The 15745-nt window shown below is 66.0% G+C and carries 15 protein-coding genes; 4 read left to right on the forward strand and 11 right to left on the reverse strand.

Translation table 11 applies throughout. From position 1 onward, the window contains the following. Window positions 1-10: 10 nt before the first annotated feature. A complete protein-coding gene (locus DKT70_RS05000; protein WP_111558105.1) occupies window positions 11-2401 on the forward strand; it encodes a glycogen/starch/alpha-glucan phosphorylase in 2391 nt (796 codons plus the stop codon). Here the strand turns inward: DKT70_RS05000 and DKT70_RS05005 are convergent. From DKT70_RS05005 to DKT70_RS05040, 8 genes are all read right to left on the reverse strand, one after another. Continuing rightward, the gene (locus tag DKT70_RS05005) at window positions 2398-3126 is read right to left on the reverse strand and encodes an ABC transporter permease (protein ID WP_407672190.1); all 729 of its coding nucleotides are present in this window, start codon (window positions 3124-3126) and stop codon (window positions 2398-2400) included. The two genes, DKT70_RS05000 and DKT70_RS05005, sit on opposite strands and share 4 nt — an antisense overlap. Further along, window positions 3123-4040, reverse strand: coding sequence for an ABC transporter ATP-binding protein (locus tag DKT70_RS05010; RefSeq protein WP_111558106.1), 918 nt, complete (start codon window positions 4038-4040; stop codon window positions 3123-3125). The genes DKT70_RS05005 and DKT70_RS05010 overlap by 4 nt, the downstream gene beginning before the upstream one ends. Continuing rightward, the gene (locus tag DKT70_RS05015) at window positions 4037-5170 is read right to left on the reverse strand and encodes an ABC transporter permease (RefSeq protein ID WP_111558107.1); all 1134 of its coding nucleotides are present in this window, start codon (window positions 5168-5170) and stop codon (window positions 4037-4039) included. The genes DKT70_RS05010 and DKT70_RS05015 overlap by 4 nt, the downstream gene beginning before the upstream one ends. Continuing rightward, complete coding sequence (gene osmF / locus DKT70_RS05020; protein ID WP_111558108.1) at window positions 5170-6078, reverse strand: glycine betaine ABC transporter substrate-binding protein OsmF; 909 nt, start codon at window positions 6076-6078, stop codon at window positions 5170-5172. The genes DKT70_RS05015 and osmF overlap by 1 nt, the downstream gene beginning before the upstream one ends. 165 nt (window positions 6079-6243) lie before the next feature. Then, window positions 6244-7560 (reverse strand): TRAP transporter large permease, encoded by a 1317-nt coding sequence (locus DKT70_RS05025; protein WP_111558109.1) that lies wholly within the window; start codon window positions 7558-7560, stop codon window positions 6244-6246. Then, window positions 7560-8117: a TRAP transporter small permease subunit gene (locus DKT70_RS05030; protein WP_072296621.1), complete on the reverse strand. Its 558-nt coding sequence runs from the start codon at window positions 8115-8117 to the stop codon at window positions 7560-7562. Before DKT70_RS05030 ends, DKT70_RS05025 begins: the two co-directional genes overlap by 1 nt. A gap of 56 nt (window positions 8118-8173) precedes the next feature. After that, complete coding sequence (locus tag DKT70_RS05035; protein WP_111558110.1) at window positions 8174-9196, reverse strand: TRAP transporter substrate-binding protein; 1023 nt, start codon at window positions 9194-9196, stop codon at window positions 8174-8176. Window positions 9197-9219: 23 nt separating this feature from the next. After that, the gene (locus tag DKT70_RS05040; RefSeq protein ID WP_111558111.1) at window positions 9220-9723 is read right to left on the reverse strand and encodes a gluconokinase; all 504 of its coding nucleotides are present in this window, start codon (window positions 9721-9723) and stop codon (window positions 9220-9222) included. 115 nt (window positions 9724-9838) lie between these two features. On the opposite strand from DKT70_RS05040, the gene gntR reads away from it, so the two are divergent. Then, entirely contained in the window at window positions 9839-10861 is a 1023-nt protein-coding gene (gene gntR / locus DKT70_RS05045) for an HTH-type transcriptional regulator GntR (protein WP_111558112.1), read from the forward strand. On the opposite strand, the gene DKT70_RS05050 is transcribed toward gntR, so the two are convergent. From DKT70_RS05050 to DKT70_RS05060, 3 genes are read right to left on the reverse strand one after another with little or no spacing between them, the layout of a single operon-like run. Next, a complete protein-coding gene (locus tag DKT70_RS05050) occupies window positions 10858-11436 on the reverse strand; it encodes a DUF1190 domain-containing protein (protein WP_111558113.1) in 579 nt (192 codons plus the stop codon). The two genes, gntR and DKT70_RS05050, sit on opposite strands and share 4 nt — an antisense overlap. A 19-nt stretch (window positions 11437-11455) precedes the next feature. Next, on the reverse strand, window positions 11456-12682 hold the full coding sequence (locus DKT70_RS05055; protein WP_111558114.1) for a glutathionylspermidine synthase family protein: 1227 nt from the start codon (window positions 12680-12682) through the stop codon (window positions 11456-11458). A 41-nt stretch (window positions 12683-12723) separates the two neighbouring features. Further along, on the reverse strand, window positions 12724-13734 hold the full coding sequence (locus DKT70_RS05060; protein WP_111558115.1) for a LacI family DNA-binding transcriptional regulator: 1011 nt from the start codon (window positions 13732-13734) through the stop codon (window positions 12724-12726). Window positions 13735-13871: 137 nt separating this feature from the next. Between DKT70_RS05060 and iolG the strand changes: the two genes are divergently transcribed. Both iolG and DKT70_RS05070 read left to right on the forward strand, forming a co-directional pair. Further along, complete coding sequence (gene iolG / locus DKT70_RS05065; RefSeq protein ID WP_111558116.1) at window positions 13872-14876, forward strand: inositol 2-dehydrogenase; 1005 nt, start codon at window positions 13872-13874, stop codon at window positions 14874-14876. Continuing rightward, entirely contained in the window at window positions 14873-15694 is an 822-nt protein-coding gene (locus tag DKT70_RS05070) for a sugar phosphate isomerase/epimerase family protein (protein ID WP_199559531.1), read from the forward strand. Before iolG ends, DKT70_RS05070 begins: the two co-directional genes overlap by 4 nt. Window positions 15695-15745 lie beyond the last annotated feature (51 nt).

Here is a 15745-nt window from a genome sequence, read left to right on the forward strand (position 1 = left end):
GAGGCCCAACATGACCCATGCCTTGACCGCGCAAGACCTGCGTGACCAGATCCTTCACCACCTGACCCACACCCAGGGTCGGGGGCCGGAATTCGCAACCGTTTTCGATTGGCGGATGGCGGTCAGCTATACCGTGCGCGACCAGATGGTGGGGCCTTGGGTCAATGCCATCCGCGCCGCCCGCGACCAGGGCGCCAAGCGGGTCTATTACCTGTCGATGGAATTCCTGATCGGCCGCATCCTGGGCGATGCGATCATCAACCTGGGTCTGGAACCCGCCATCGGCGAGGCGCTGGCGCTGCTGGGGCAGGATGAAAGCACGATTCTGGACGATGAACCGGATGCGGCTTTGGGCAATGGCGGGCTGGGGCGTCTGGCAGCCTGTTTCATGGAATCGCTCTCATCGCTGAACTGCCCGGCCTTCGGTTACGGCATCCGTTACGAACACGGGCTGTTCCGCCAGCGTTTCGAAGGCGGCCAGCAGGTCGAAACCCCCGAGGACTGGCTGAATCAGCCGCACCCCTGGGAATTCGTCCGCATCGATTACAGCTATGAGATCGGCTTTAAGGGCCATGTCGACCAGATCGACAGCCGCGCCGTCTGGCGCCCCGCCGAAAGCGTGCTGGCGCGCGCCTATGACACGCCGGTCATCGGCTGGGGCGGCGATTGGGCCAACAGCCTGCGCCTGTGGGGGGCGCATCCCACGACGCTGCTGGATCTGCACCGCTTCAACGCGGGCGACCACACAGCCGCAGCCGAACCCGAGGCCCTGGCCCGGACCCTGTCGCGCGTCCTCTATCCCGACGACACGACCGAGGCGGGCAAGGAGCTGCGCCTGAAGCAGGAATATTTCCTGACCTCGGCGGCGTTACAGGACATCCTGCGCCGCTTTTTGTCCGAACACGGCGATCTGGACCTGCTGCCCGAAAAGGTCGCGATCCAGCTGAACGACACCCACCCCGCCATCGCGGGGCCAGAACTGATCCGCCTGCTGATGGATGAACACGGACTGCCCTTCGACCGGGCCATGGTGCTGGCGCAGAAGACGCTGAACTATACCAACCACACCCTGCTGCCCGAAGCGCTGGAACGGTGGTCGACATGGCTGATGGGCCGCGTGTTGCCGCGCCATATGCAGATCATCCAGATGATCGATGACGAACACCGCCGCGCCACGGGCCGGCCGAACCATGTCGGCATCGTGCATGGCGATCAGGTCCATATGGGCGAGCTGGCCTTCATCATGGCGGGCCGGGTAAACGGCGTCTCGGCGCTGCACACGGATCTGGTCAAGGACACCGTCTTTGCCGATCTGCACCGGCTGCATCCCGACCGGATCGTGAACCAGACGAACGGCGTCACTCCGCGCCGCTGGCTGCGGATGGCCAATCCCGCCCTGACGCGGCTTCTGGACGATACCATCGGCACGGGCTGGACGCGCGATCTGGACCAGCTGAAGGGGCTGGAACCTTATGCCCAGGATGCCGAGTTCCGCGACCGTCTGCGCGCGGCCAAGCGCGACAACAAGGTCCTGCTGTCGAACGGTCTGCTGGCGGGTCTGGGCATCAAGGCTGATCCCGAAGCGATCTTCGACGTGCAGATCAAGCGCATCCACGAATACAAGCGCCAGCTGCTGAACATCCTGGAAGCCATCGCGCTCTGGAGCCGCATCCACGACGACCCCAACGGCGACTGGACCCCGCGCGTCAAGATCTTTGGCGGCAAGGCCGCGCCGGGATACTGGCTGGCGAAATCGGTGATCCACCTGATCAACGACGTGGCCGAAACGATCAACAGCGACCCGGTCACGTCGAAATATCTGCAGATCGCCTATCCCCCGAATTATAACGTCTCGATGGCCGAGGATCTGATCCCCGCCGCCGATCTGTCCGAACAGATCAGCACGGCGGGGAAAGAGGCGTCGGGTACCGGCAACATGAAGTTCACGATGAACGGCGCGCTGACCATCGGCACGCTGGACGGCGCCAACGTGGAAATCCGCGACCATGTCGGTCCCGAGAACTTCTTCCTGTTCGGCATGACCGCCGATCAGGCGGCGGCGGAAAAATCGCGCCCCGGTCATGCCCGCGCCGCGATCGAGCGCAGCGAGGACATGAAGATCGCTCTGCAGCTGATCGCCGAAGGCCGCTTTGGCCGGGCCGAGACCTATTACGGGTTGCTGGACCGGACCTGGAACGACGATCCCTTCCTAGTGGCATCGGATTTCGACGCCTATTACGCGGCGCAGCGCCAGGTCGATGCCGCCTATGCCGATCAGGACGACTGGCACCGGATGGCGGCGCTGAACATCGCGCGGTCGGGGTTCTTTTCGTCGGACCGCACGATCCGCGGCTATATGCAGGATATCTGGGACGTCCGGCCGGTCACGCTGCCCAGTTAACCGGTGCGGCGCGCCGCAAGGCGCGCCAGCGCCTGAAAGCCCTCGTGGATCATCACGGCGATGATGCCCACGACCATGCCGCCCTGCAGAACGAAGGCGGTGTTCGAGGACAGAAGACCCGCGATGATCACCTCGCCCAGGGTGCGGGCGGCGACGGTCGAGCCGATCGTCCCCGTCCCAAGCGAGATCACCGCCGTCAGCCGCATCCCCGTCAGGATCACCGGCAGCGCCAGGGGCAGGTCCACCTGCCACAGGCGTTGGGCGGGGGTCAGGCCCATGCCACGCGCCGCCTCGCGGATGCGGGCGGGCTGATTGGTCAGGCCCGCCAACGTGTTTTCAAAGACCGGCAGAAGGCCATAGAGGAACAGCGCCACCAGCGTCGGCCCCGCCCCGAAGCCCATCACCGGCACCGCCAGCGCCAGCACCGCCACCGGCGGAAAAGTCTGCCCGACCGAAGTGATGGTCCGCGCCAGCGGCAGGAATTCGCGCCCGGAGGGCCGCGTCACCAGGATCGCCAGCACCAGCGCCACCAGGGTCGAGGCCGTGACCGCCATCGCCACCAGCGCCAGATGCGACAGGGTCAGCGACCAGAGCGGCGTCTGGGTATAGATGGCGGGCGCGCCGTTCCGGGTCATCGGGGAGAAGAGCCAGGCAAAGCTGTCGGGGCTGGCCAGAAAGGCGATCAGGAACAGCCCCGCCGCTGTCATCAGGATGCGTCCGATCACGGGGCGGCCCTTTGGCGCAAGGCGGCCAGGGTGACCACGCCGCCGCCTTCGACGGGCAGGGCGTCGCGCCCGCTCCACAGGCATTCGGCCAAGGCGTCGCGCAGCGTCGCCTCGCGCGGGATGGGGGCGCCGATGGCGTGACCCTCGGTGGCGATCTGGAAGGCGGGGGTCAGCGACAGCAGGTGGAAAGGGCGCATGTCGGGACCGATCAGCGCCTCGACGAAGGGGGTGGCGGGGGCGCGCAGGATGTCGGCGGGGGGCGCGTATTGCACTAGCTTGCCTCGGTCCATGACGGCGATGCGGTCGCCCAGCAGAATCGCCTCGGCCATGTCATGGGTGACAAGGACCAGCGTTGTCCCCAGCTGGCGCTGGATCTGGCGCAGATCGGCCTGGGCCTTGGCGCGGATCACCGGGTCCAGCGCGCCGAAGGGTTCGTCCATCAACAGCAGATCGGGCTTGGCGGCCAAGGCGCGGGCCACGCCGATGCGCTGTTGCTGGCCGCCCGACAGTTCATGCGGCATGCGGTCGCGAAAGGCGTCGGGGTCCAGCTGGAACAGGGTCAGCAATTCATCGACCCGGGCGCGGATGTCGTCCGCGGACCAGCGCAGCAGGCGCGGAACGGTGGCGATGTTCTGGCCCACGGTGCGGTGCGGGAACAGCCCGTGCCCCTGGATGGCGTAACCGATGCGGCGGCGCAGCAGGTGCGGGGCTATGGCGGCCGTATCCTGACCATCGATCAGCACCTGCCCCGAACTGGGCGTGACCAGCCGGTTGATCATCCGCAGCAATGTCGTCTTGCCCGACCCCGAGGTGCCGACCAGCGCCGCGATCTGGCCCCGCTCGACGGTCAGGCTGACATCGTCGACCACGGGCTTGCCGTCATAGAGCTTGGTCAGGTGGCTGATCTGGATCATGCGGGCCTCGGGGTGGTGTGGTTCAGGGTCTGGACCAGCAGGTCAAGCGCGATGCCGGCCACCAAGGCCAGCCCGATGGTGGGTAGCGCACCCAGCAGGACCAGATCCATCGCGGTCTGATTCAAGCCCTGAAAGACGAAGGTGCCGAAACCGCCTCCGCCGATCAGGCCCGCAATGACGGCCAACCCGATATTCTGGACCAGCACGATGCGGATCGCGGCCAGCAGCACGGGCAGGGCCAACGGCACCAGCACCCATGTCAGTCGCTGGAACCGTGTCAGGCCAAGGCCGATGGCGGCCTCTTGCGTGGCGGGACTGACGCCCGACAGGCCGGTCAGCGTGTTCGACACCACCGGCAGCAGCGAATAGAGAAACAGCGCGACCAGCGCCGGAAAGACGCCGATCCCCGCGATGCCCGCCTGCGCAGCACCGGGAACATTGGCCGCGATCCAGCCAAAGATCGGGATCATAATGCCGAAGAGCGCCAGAGACGGAATGGTCTGCAGGATGTTCAGCACCGACAGGACCGGGCCGCGCGCCGATGGCGCCTGATGGATCGCGACCCCCAAGGGCAGGCCGATCATCAGCGCCAGGCCAAGCGACCCGAAGGCCAGATACAGATGGGCGACGCCTTCGCGCAGAAAGGCGTCGCGGCGTGCGGCGTATTCGCGCATGACCGACACCTGGTCCAGCCAGCCCGTCGACAGGACCATCGCGACCAGCGCGATGGCCCCCGCCAGCATCAGCCACCGCCAGTGCAGGGCAGGGCGCAGCCGCGTCACCGCGTCGGTCAGCATCAACGCAAAGGCCAGCAGCAGCAACCAGAAACCCGCCGCCGGGGCGACGCGGGCCAGAGCGGGCCCATCGGCCATCAACGCCCGCGCCGTGCCGCCAAGTGCCGCGATCACCGTGCCAAGCCCCGCCAGGGCCGCTGCCAGTCGCAGGCCATGGGACCAGCGCAGGCATCCGCCCAGCAGGATCAACGCCAGCAGCCCTGCCAGCGGGAGGGCCATCGACACGCCGTCGCCGGGAACGATTCTGTTAGCCTTGAACTGCACCAGCGGCAGGACCAGCCCGACCAGCCCGATCAGGGCGAACAGCAGGCCGGGGCGATCCAGCCGCGCCGTCATCAATCCCGAATGCCCACGCTGGTCAGGTAATCGCGGGCGACGGCCTCGGCGGGTTCGCCGCCGATCTGGATGCGCCCGTTCAGCTCTTGCAGGGTTTCAAGGTCCAGTCCCTCGAAGATGGGGGCAAGGACGTCGCGGATATCGGGATGCGCCTCGAGGATTTCGGCGCGCACGATGGGGGCGGGCTGATAGACGGGCTGAACGCCCTTGTCATCCTCCATCACCACAAGGCCCGCAGGCGCGATGCCGCCATCGGTGCCATAGACCATGGCCGCGTTCACGCCCGATGTCTGCTGCGCCGCCGCGGCGATGGTGGCGGCCGTGTCGCCCCCCGACAGCTGGACTAACTGGTCTGGCGACATCTCGAAGCCATAGGTGGACTGGAAGGCGGGCAGGGCCGCCGCCGAGGTCACGAATTCGGTCGACGCGGCCAGCTTGACGTCACCACCATCCGCGATCCAAGCGCCGAAATCGCTCATGGTGGACAGGTCGTTTTCTTCCGCCAGGTCTTGGCGGACGGCAATGGCCCAGGTGTTGTTGGCGGGCGAAGGCTGCAGCCAGACGATGTCGTTCTGCTCCAGGTCCAGTTCGGCCACGCGCTTGTAGCCGGCATCGGCATCCTTCCAGACCTCGCTGTCGGCTTCGTTGAAGAAGAAGGCGCCGTTGGCGGTATATTCGGGATAGATGTCGATCTGGCCCGAGGTGATCGCATCGCGCATGATTGGCGTGCCGCCCAGCTGCAGGCGCGCGTTGACCGGCAGGTCGGCATTTTCCAAGGCCATCAGGATGATGTTGCCCAGCAACCCACCCTCGGTGTCGATCTTGGAGGAAACGGTGATGTCCTGCGCACCGGCGGCAGAGCCCAGTCCGATCAGGGCTGCGGCGGCAATCGAGGGGATGGCTTTCATGGGTGGTCCTTTCCTGTCGCGCCGGGCGCTCTGTGGCATTCCGCAATGCGGCTCAGGACCCAAATGCAGGGCGGGGGGAAAGGTTCCGGCGGAAATCGCCCCGTCGGAATGCATCGGGGCCGGCGGCAGATGCCCCGGCCCCGAATGTGGTTAAGTCGCCCGTGATCAGTAGACGGCGATCATCGGGAAGATGATCAGCAGCGCCACCGCCAGGATCTGAAGACCGATGAAGGGCAGCAGTGCGGTGAAGATCTCGCCCAGGGAAATGTCGGGCGGGGTGACCGACTTCAGATAGAAGGCGGCAGGCCCGAAGGGCGGCGACAGGAAGCTGACCTGCATGTTCATCGCGAAGAGCACGCCGAACCAGACCGGGTCATAGCCAAGGCTGACAATGATCGGCACGAAGATCGGCATGGTCAGCAGCGCGATCCCCACCCAGTCCAGGAACATCCCCAACACGAACAGGATCGCCATCATGAACAGGATGATGATGGTGGGGTTGTCGCTGATGCCGGTGATCAGTTCGGACACGAAGCTGATGCCGCCCATCAGGTTGAAGACACCCACCAGGGCCGAGGCGCCGATGCCGATCCAGACGATCATGCCGACCGTCTGCAGCGTCTGGATGGCCGCGTCGCGCAGCAGCGCCCAGGTGAATTCACCCCGCACGATGGTCGAGAGCAGCACCCCCGCCACGCCGACGGCGCTGGCCTCGGTCACGGATGCGATGCCGCCATAGATCGAGCCGAGCACCATGACCACCACGACGATGGGCAGGAACAGCCCCTTGAGCAGGCGCAGCTTTTCCGATGTCGGCACCGGGTCGCTGACGGTGGGCGGGACCGCGCCCGGCGTCAGCCAGGCCCGCATCAGCACATAGCCGACATAGAGCATGGCCAGCATGAAGCCCGGAATGAAGGAGGCCGTGAACAGGTCTCCGATCGAGACGTTCGCCGTCAGGCCATAGATGATCAGCACGATCGACGGCGGCACCATGGTCCCCAGGCTGCCGCCCGCGCAGACGACACCGATGGCCAGCTTGCGGTCATAGCCCTGCGCCAGCATCTGCGGCAGCGCGATCAGGCCCAGAAGGACGACTTCGCCGCCGATGATGCCAGACATGGCGGCCAGAATGACGGCCACAAAGATGGTCTGGACGGCCACGCCGCCGCGGATGCGCCCGCCGATCAGGCGCATCGCCTCGAACAGGTCGCGCGCGATGCCGCTGCGGTCCAGGATGGCCGCCATCAGCACGAACATCGGGACCGAGACGAAGACGAAGCTGCTGACGAAGGAATAGACGCGGCTGGTGATCAACGGCACCACGTTCGGCCCGAACCAGCCAAGCGCGAAGATCAGCGTGACCAGCAGCGTGACGAAGGCCAGCGGAATGCCGGTGACCAGCAGGCCCAGAAGCATCGCGAACAGCACCAGCGTGCCGGTTTCGATGCCCAGGGATTGAAGTGAACCGAAAATCTCCATCAGCGGGCCCCCATGCCCTGCCCGCGGGCATAGTTGATCGCAAGGATCACGAATTGCACTGCCATGACGATCAGCGCGACCATCAGCAGGATCTTGAGCACGCCGGGGAACGCGGGGTTCCAGGCGCTGCCGGATGTTTCAAGGTGGAAGCTGCCGTCGGGACGCCATGCCGAACGCTTGACCATCTGCCAGGCGGCCCATGCGAAGGCGCCCGCGGAAATTGCGCAGACCGCCGAAATCAGGAAATCGGCCACGCGCCGCGCAGCGGGCGGCAGGATGTCATAGACCAGCACGACCCGGATGTGACGGTCGCGCGAGGTGCACAAAAGCCCGCCATAGATGAACGAGATCGCGCAGAGGAACACCGTCGTCTCATGCGCCCAGTTGGTCGGGTTGCCGAAGACGTAACGCAGGATGACCTCCTGGATCAGGATCAGCATGGCGACGACCAGCCCCAGTGCCGGGATCAGCGCGAAGCGGTCGATCCATCGGCCCAGAAAGCCGGATTGCGCGACGGCGGCATGCTCCTCGCGCGGCATCTCATCGGATGCGGACATGGTGTTTCCCCTCCCTCGGGTGGGGTCGGGCACGTGGCCCGACCCGGAAGCGTGTTTTACTCGACCAGGCCTTTTTCGGTCAGATAGGCGGTCAGGGCGTCATAGACCTTCTGTGCGGCGGGGGATTGGCTTGCGACCTTTTCCCATTCGCCCATGGCGATGCCGCGGAACTTGGCGCGTTCTTCATCGGACCAGTCGTGGACGGTGATCTCGCCGCTCTCCTTGGCTGCGGCGACGGCCTTTTCATCGGCTTCGGCCAGGGCTGCGACCTGAACGCGGGCGAAATCCTTGACCGATTGCGTCATGACCTGCTGCAGGTCCTCGGGCAGGGCGTCCCACTTGTCCTTGTTCATCGAGATCTCGACCAAGGGCATCGAGTGGAAGCCCGGATAGACCGGATGGGGCGCGATGTCGTTCAAACCCTGCGCCTGGTTCGTCGAGAAGACGGTATAGTCGGCCGCGTCGATGACCTTCTTGTCCAGCGAGGTGAAGACCTCGGAGCCGGGCAGGTTCACGGGCGATGCGCCGGCGGCGGCAAAGACCGACTGGACCAGGCCTTCGGGGGCGCGGATCTTGACGCCCTGCAGGTCGTCCACGCCGTCCAGCGGCACGGCGCTGACCAGCGCTTCCAGACCGGGGGTCGTGGCGCCGATGAATTGCAGGCCATAGGGGTTCATGATCTCGTTCAGCAGCTCGGAGCCGCCGCCGTTCTCGACAAAGTCCAGCATCTGTTCGGGGTTGGACCATGCGCCGACCGGGTTGCCCATCAGGCCGAATGCCGGATCCTTGCCCGAGAAATAGGACAGGTCGGTGACATGGCCGTCCAGGATGCCGGTCGCGATCGCGTCCTGCGTCTCGTTATGCGCGACGATCGATTCGACGGGCATCAGGTTGATCTCGATCTTGCCGTCGGATTTCTCGGCGACATCCTTGGCCCAGCCCTGCTGCAGCATGAAGTTGGGGTTGCCTGCCGGGTCCGAGGACTGGAAGCGGAAGGTGTAGTCGGCCGACAGCGCAGGGGCGGCCAGCGCCATCAGCGCGGTGGCGGCCATCAGGGTGCGGCGGGTCAGGTTGGTCATGTGTTTCTCCTCCGGGTTGGTATTCAGGCAGCCGGGGCAAGCGCCTCGGCTGCAAGCTCGATGATGCGTTCCGGCGCCAGCGCCACGCTGAGCCACAGCGCGTTCTCGGCCTGGGCATCGGGTGGCTGCAGCGCCGCCAGCTGACTGTCGATCAGGCTGGTCGGCATGTAATGGCCCGTGCGGGCGTTCATCCGTTCCTCGATCAGGGCGCGGTCGCCATGCAGGAACACGATGTCGATCGGACCGGTCACGGTCCGCAGGCGGTCGCGATGGGCAAGGCCAAGGGCGGAACAGGCCAGCACCGCGCGTCCGGGCGCGGCGTTCACCGCCTGGCCCAGTCTGTCCAGCCAGCCCCAACGCATGTCATCCGTCAAGGGGCGGCCGTCGCGCATATGGGCCACGCTTCGTTCGTCGTGGTATTCGTCGGCTTCGATGAAATGCCCGCCGAGCCGGTCCGCGATGCCCTGCGCGATCGTCGATTTGCCGACGCCGCAGATACCCATGACCAGAATCGGTCGCACACCCATGTCACCTGTCCTCCTGTCGTGTCACCCCCTCGATGACAGCGCAATCATGGATGACAGCGCTGTCATTCGTCAACCCCCTTACTTTTTTCGAAGGACCGAGTAACTTGCGGTCATCATGGAAAAAACGCGCAAGACCACCCTGTCAGATGTTGCGGCGCTTGCCGATGTCAGCCCTATCACGGTGTCGCGCGCTCTGCGCGATCCGGAAAAAGTGTCGCCCGATGCGCGGGCCCGAATCACCTTGGCCATCGCCCAGCTGGGCTATGTGCCGAACCCTGCGGCGCGGGCCCTGGCATCGGGACGGACGGATGTGGTGGGGGTGATCATCCCGTCGGTCAGCAACAACGTCTTCGCGGATGTGATGCGCGGGATCTATGACGGGCTGCAGGACAGTCAGCTTGGCGTCCAGCTGGGGACAACCCGCTATGCACCCTCGACCGAGGAGCAGCTGGTCCGCGTCTTCCTGTCCCAGCAGCCCGCCGGCCTGATCGTGGCGGGCCATGACCAGTCGCCCGGTGCCCGCGCCCTGCTGGAGCGCGCCGATTGCCCCGTCGTCCAGATCATGGAGGTGGGGCCGCAGCCCATCGACCTGGTCGTGGGCCTGTCGCATTATCAGGCGGCGCGGGACGGGGCGCAGCATCTGCTGGACAGCGGATACCGCGCGCCGGCGTTCCTGGGCGCGCAGATGGACCCGCGCAGCCAGCGCCGCCTGGCAGGGTTCCGCGATTGCCTGATCGCGGCGGGGCTGGGCGGCGACGATCCCGTCGTCACCACGCCCGAGCCGTCATCCGTCAGCCTGGGGTGCCGTCTGTTCGCGGATCTGATCGCGACGCGCCCCCAGACCGATGCGGTGCTGTGCAACAATGACGATTTGGCGCTTGGCGTGCTGTTCGAGGCGCAGCGGCGCAACATCCGCATCCCCGACCGGCTTGGCATCTGCGGGTTCAACGACCACGAAATGATGTCGGCGGCCGAACCGCCGCTGACCTCGGTCGCGACGGATCGCTATGAAATGGGGCGCGCCGCGATCCTTCAGATCCGCGACCGGCTGGCAGGCAGGGGCCAGCCGCGCGGTCACGCGATCGATCTGGGATACAGGCTGGTGCCGCGTCGCAGCACCGCCCGCGTCACGCCTTAACCGCCAAAGCTGCTGCGGCTGGCGCCGAAGCCGCCGCGCGATCCGGCGGTGGCGCGCGTCATCGGCGCCCGGCCTGCGGTGGCGGCAGGGCGGGTGAAGTTCTGTGCACCCATCGTGGCGCGGCCCGCATTGCTGCCAAAATTCGTCGTGCCGGTGGCGTTGGTAAAGCCGCCCTGCGCGTTGCGGTACATCGGCTGCGAGGCCGCCATCCCGCCGCCCGCACGGCCCAGCATGTTCCCGATCAGGTAACCGGCCAGAAGCGGCATGAAGATGCTGCCGGACCCGCCATTGCTGACCTGCTGTTCCTCGGACCCGCAATTGCCCTCGCCATGCTGTTCCTCGCAGACCTGCAGGCTGTCATAGCGGGGGGCGGATTCGACATGCAGCGCCTCGGCCTCGGCAAAGGCCTTGTCGCATTCCTCGACCGAGAACAGGCCGTCCTGCGCGGCGGCGGCCTCGCAGCTGGCCATGTCGGGAAAGGCCTGCGCGTCGACCTGTTCCTCGCGGCAGCCCGCGACGGTGAAGGCGGCGGCGCCAAGGATGGTCAGCGCGACGGTTCTGGAACGTTTCCTCATATTCCCTCCTTAGCGCGGATCACTCCGCGATGAAATGCGGCTTGAAGCGCGACAGATCCTGGGTGATCCGCGACCGGTCCTCGCGCATGCCGATGCCCGCGCAGGCATGGCCCACGATCCAAGCGCCCACCACCGGGCGGAAGCCGTCGAATTCGGGCAGCGCGTGATAGGCCTGGACGATGCGCGGATGGCGGTCGTAATCGGTGTTGGGGCTGGTCTCGGTGACATCACCGCCCTCGACGATGCTGATCGAGGCCCCCTCGCGCGAGAAGATCGGCTTGACCACATGGGCCGCGCGGATCTGGTCGGCTACCCGGCCAAAGGCGTCGGCCACGGCGGGATCGGGGGTTCCGCCCGCGACCAGCGCCTCGGCCACGTCATCGGCAAAGAAGGCCGGAAGCAGGTTCGGATGGCCTTCGAACATCTGCCACAGGACCGGCAGCAGACCCTTGTTCGACACGACCGCCTTCCAGGCGGGTTCGATGAACAGGCAGCCCGAACCCTTGACATGCTTGCCGAAATCATCGGCCAGCATGTCCTCCCAGGGGTACAGCTTGAACAGCGTGCCGATGACCCGATCCTGGTCGTCCAGGAACTGCTTGTCCTTGCTGATCGCGATCTTGTTCAGGTCGGTGTAATGCGCGCCCATCCCGGCCTCGCGCGCCGCCCAGGCCATGGATTCGACCGTGGCATAATCCTCGGGCGTGTCCGGCATGGCCGAGAAATGGATGTCGGTGTTCGGGTCGAACAATTCCTTGAAGCGTTCGACCAGGGCCTCGTGGATGCCGTTGAACTGATCGGCGCCCTCGGGCAGGACGCCCGCCGCCAGCTGATCCTCCAGCCATTGCCACTGGAAGGCTGCGCTTTCGTAAAGCGAGGTTGGCGTGTCGGCGTTGTATTCCAGCAGCTTGGCAGGACCCTTGCCGTCATAGGCCAGGTCCATGCGGCCATAGACCTCGGGTTCGTTTCGCGCCCAACTGTCGGCGATCAGGCCGAAATGCGCGGGCGGAATGCCCAGCTTGGCCATCAGCGCCTGATCGCCCACGATGCGGTCGACGGCCTGGCGGGTCATGGCGTGCAGTTCGGTGGCCGGGTCTTCCAGGTCGGTCTCGATCTGGGCCAGCGTGAACTGATAGGCTGATGTCTCGTCCCAATAGGGTTCGCCATGCATGTGGGCGAAGGTGAAACCGGCATCCTCGGCCTTGGCGGCCAGGTCGGGGCGTTCTGGAAGGGTGATCTTGCGCATGTCCGTTATCTAAGGCCTGCCGGTCGCCACGACCAGAGGTCTCAGGTCGTCTGGCGTGCGATAAACTGACCGGGCAGGGCGACGTCATGGGTCAGCTTGCCCTCCAGCACCTCCAGCAGGCATTCGGCCATGGCGGTGATCGGCTGGCGATAGGTGGTCAGCTGATAGGCGGGCGAACTGGACAGCGGGATGTCGTCGAACCCCGTCACGGCGATGTCCTGCGGCACGCGCAGCCCCAGGCGGTAACGGATCGCATCCATGGCGCCGATGGCGATGATGTCGTTTTCGCAGACCAGAACATCGGGGCGGTCGGCCGCTGTGCGGTCCTGCAGCAGCGCGGTCACGCGGTCGATGGCGGGGCCGAAATCATAAGCCGCGGCATTGATCGAGGGCACATGCGTCCCGGTGCGTTCCTGCCAGTATTCGGTGAAGGTCGACTTGCGGTGCAGCTTGGCCGATTGCGTGTCGGGACCGGCCAGGAAGACGGGCTTGCGATAGCCGCGTTCCAGCAGGTGATCGGCCATCTGGCGCATGGCGATCACGTCGTCGCAGGCGATGGTCAGCGTGTTCGGATTCTGGCTGTAGCGGGCGAAGATCACCAGCTTCTTCAGCCGCCGCGCCCCAAGCGCCGTTTCCAGCATCTTGTCGTCGAAGCGGGTGCCGATCACGACCGCCGCATCGACCCGGCGCTGGCTGGCCGCCAGCAGTGCCGCCGAGGCGTCCTCGCTGTCGGACATATGCACCAGCAGCGTCCCCCAGCCCCGCGACCATAGGATGCGCGTCAGCCGTTCCAGCAGCACCAGCTTGTGCGGATTGTTGAAATCGTTGGTGATCAGCGCGATCAGGTTCGACCGATCCGAGGCCAGCGACGAGGCCATCAGGTCGGGTGCATATCCCAGGGCCTCGGCAGCGGCAATCACGCGTTCGCGGCTTTGCCGCGAGATCGAGGCATCCTTCTTGAAGGCGCGGGCCACGGTCCAGCGCGACACCCCCGCCGCGGCGGCGACGTGGTCGGCGGTCACGGTATCGGTGCTGTCTTCGGGGTCTGCCATGGGGGCATCCTATCTTGCGCATCAGCCGACCGGAAGTGTCTTGCACGCGCGTGCAGATAATTGTTGCACGCGCGTGCAACGCTGTGCAACGTTGCGTCACATACGGTTCTGCAGACGATTCGAGGGAGGAGTGCAGGATGCTTAGGGTTGCCTTGCTGGGGGCGGGCCGAATCGGTCGGGTCCATGCGACATCCATCGTCATGACGAAATCCTGCGACCTGATCGCGGTGGCCGACGTGAACACCGACGCGGCCCGCGATCTGGCCGCCGAGATCGGCGCCCGCGCCATGAGCGTCGAGGAGATCATCGCGGATGCCTCGATCGATGCGGTGCTGATCGCCACCTCGACCGACACGCATTCCGACCTGATCGAACGCGCGACCTCCGCGGGCAAGGCCGTCCTGTGCGAAAAGCCGGTCGACCTGTCGCTGGAACGCGCGCTGTCGACGCTGGCCAAGGCCGAGGCCACGGGCCAGCCGGTCATGGTCGGCTTCAACCGCCGCTTCGATCCGAATTTCGCCGCGTTGAAGACCGCCTTCGACAAGGGAGAGATCGGCAAGGGCGAATTGCTGTCCATCACCTCGTTCGATCCGGCCCCGCCGCCGGTCAGCTATGTCAAGGTGTCGGGCGGGCTGTTCCGCGACATGATGATCCATGATTTCGACATGGCCTGCTGGATCTTCGGCGGCACCCCCGCCAAGGTCACCGCCACCGGCGCGGCCCTGGTCGATCCCGAAATCGGGGCGGCGGGCGATGTCGATACCGCCGCCGTGACCATGGTCTGGGACGACGGGCGCATCGCGGTAATCAAGAATTCGCGCCGCGCCGGATACGGCTATGACCAGCGGATCGAGGTTCTGGGCTCGGATGGGCTGCTGTCGGCTGCCAACGTGCTGGAAAACACAGTCCAGAAGATCACCACCGAAGGCGCGGTCAGCGCCAAGCCGGTGCATTTCTTCCTGGAACGCTACATGCGGGCCTATCAGGACGAATGGACGGCCTTCGTGGATGCCGTGCAGGGCGGGACGACCATGCCCGTGACCCTGCGCGAAGGCGTCGCGGCCCTTGCCTGCGCCGAGGCCGCCACCCGGTCGATGCAGACCGGCCAGACGGTCGCCATCACCCCCGACATGCTGGGATGAGCGTGATGCGCCCCATCGGATGCTGCACTTGGATCTTCGGCACGAAGGACATCGCGGCCATCGCGGCCCGTGCCGTCCGCGCGGGGCTGGACGGGGTCGAGATCCATGGCGATCTGTCGATCGATCCGGTCCAGGCGGGGCGCATCCTGTCCGATCACGGCTTGCGGATCTTTTCGATCACGCCGGGGGACGCCGATATCAGCCATCCCGACGGGGCAATCCGCCAGGATGCGGTGGATTATTACCGCCGGCTGGTCGATTGGGCCGGATCGCTTGGCCATGCGCCGCGCGTCGGCTGCCACGGGCTGGTGCAGCGCATCCGTCCGCTGAGCGATCAGGCGCAGGAAGACGACCTGCTGGCCGACAGCACGCGCCGGATCTGCACGCTGGCCCATGGGGCCGGGCTGGATGTCTGCTTCGAGATCCTGAACCGCTATGAAAGCCACCAGGTCCGCACCGTGGCCCAGGGGTTGGCGCTGCTGGACGCGGTCGGTGCCGCGAACCTGGCGCTCTTGCCCGACGCCTATCACATGAACATCGAAGAGGCCGATCCCACCGCCGCCCTGCGGTCTGGGGGCGGGCGCATCGGCCTCTATCATCTGGCCGACAGCAATCGCGGCGCGGTGGGGGATGGTCACATCGACTTTGCCGCCCAGTTCCGCGCGCTGGACGCCATCGATTACGCGGGGCCGATGATCGTCGAACCCGCAGCCCCCGGACCCGATCCGTTCACCACGAACAAGGGTCCCGGCTTTGAGGATACGCTTGAGGATATGCTGGCCCGGTCCGTCCGGGCGATCCGCGCCTTGGGCAGCTGAGATCCGCGCGCCCGCAGAGGCGCCGGACGAACCCGCAGGTCCGAGGAGGGG

It is taken from the genome of Paracoccus sediminilitoris (assembly GCF_003259195.1).
GTDB lineage: Bacteria > Pseudomonadota > Alphaproteobacteria > Rhodobacterales > Rhodobacteraceae > Paracoccus > Paracoccus sediminilitoris.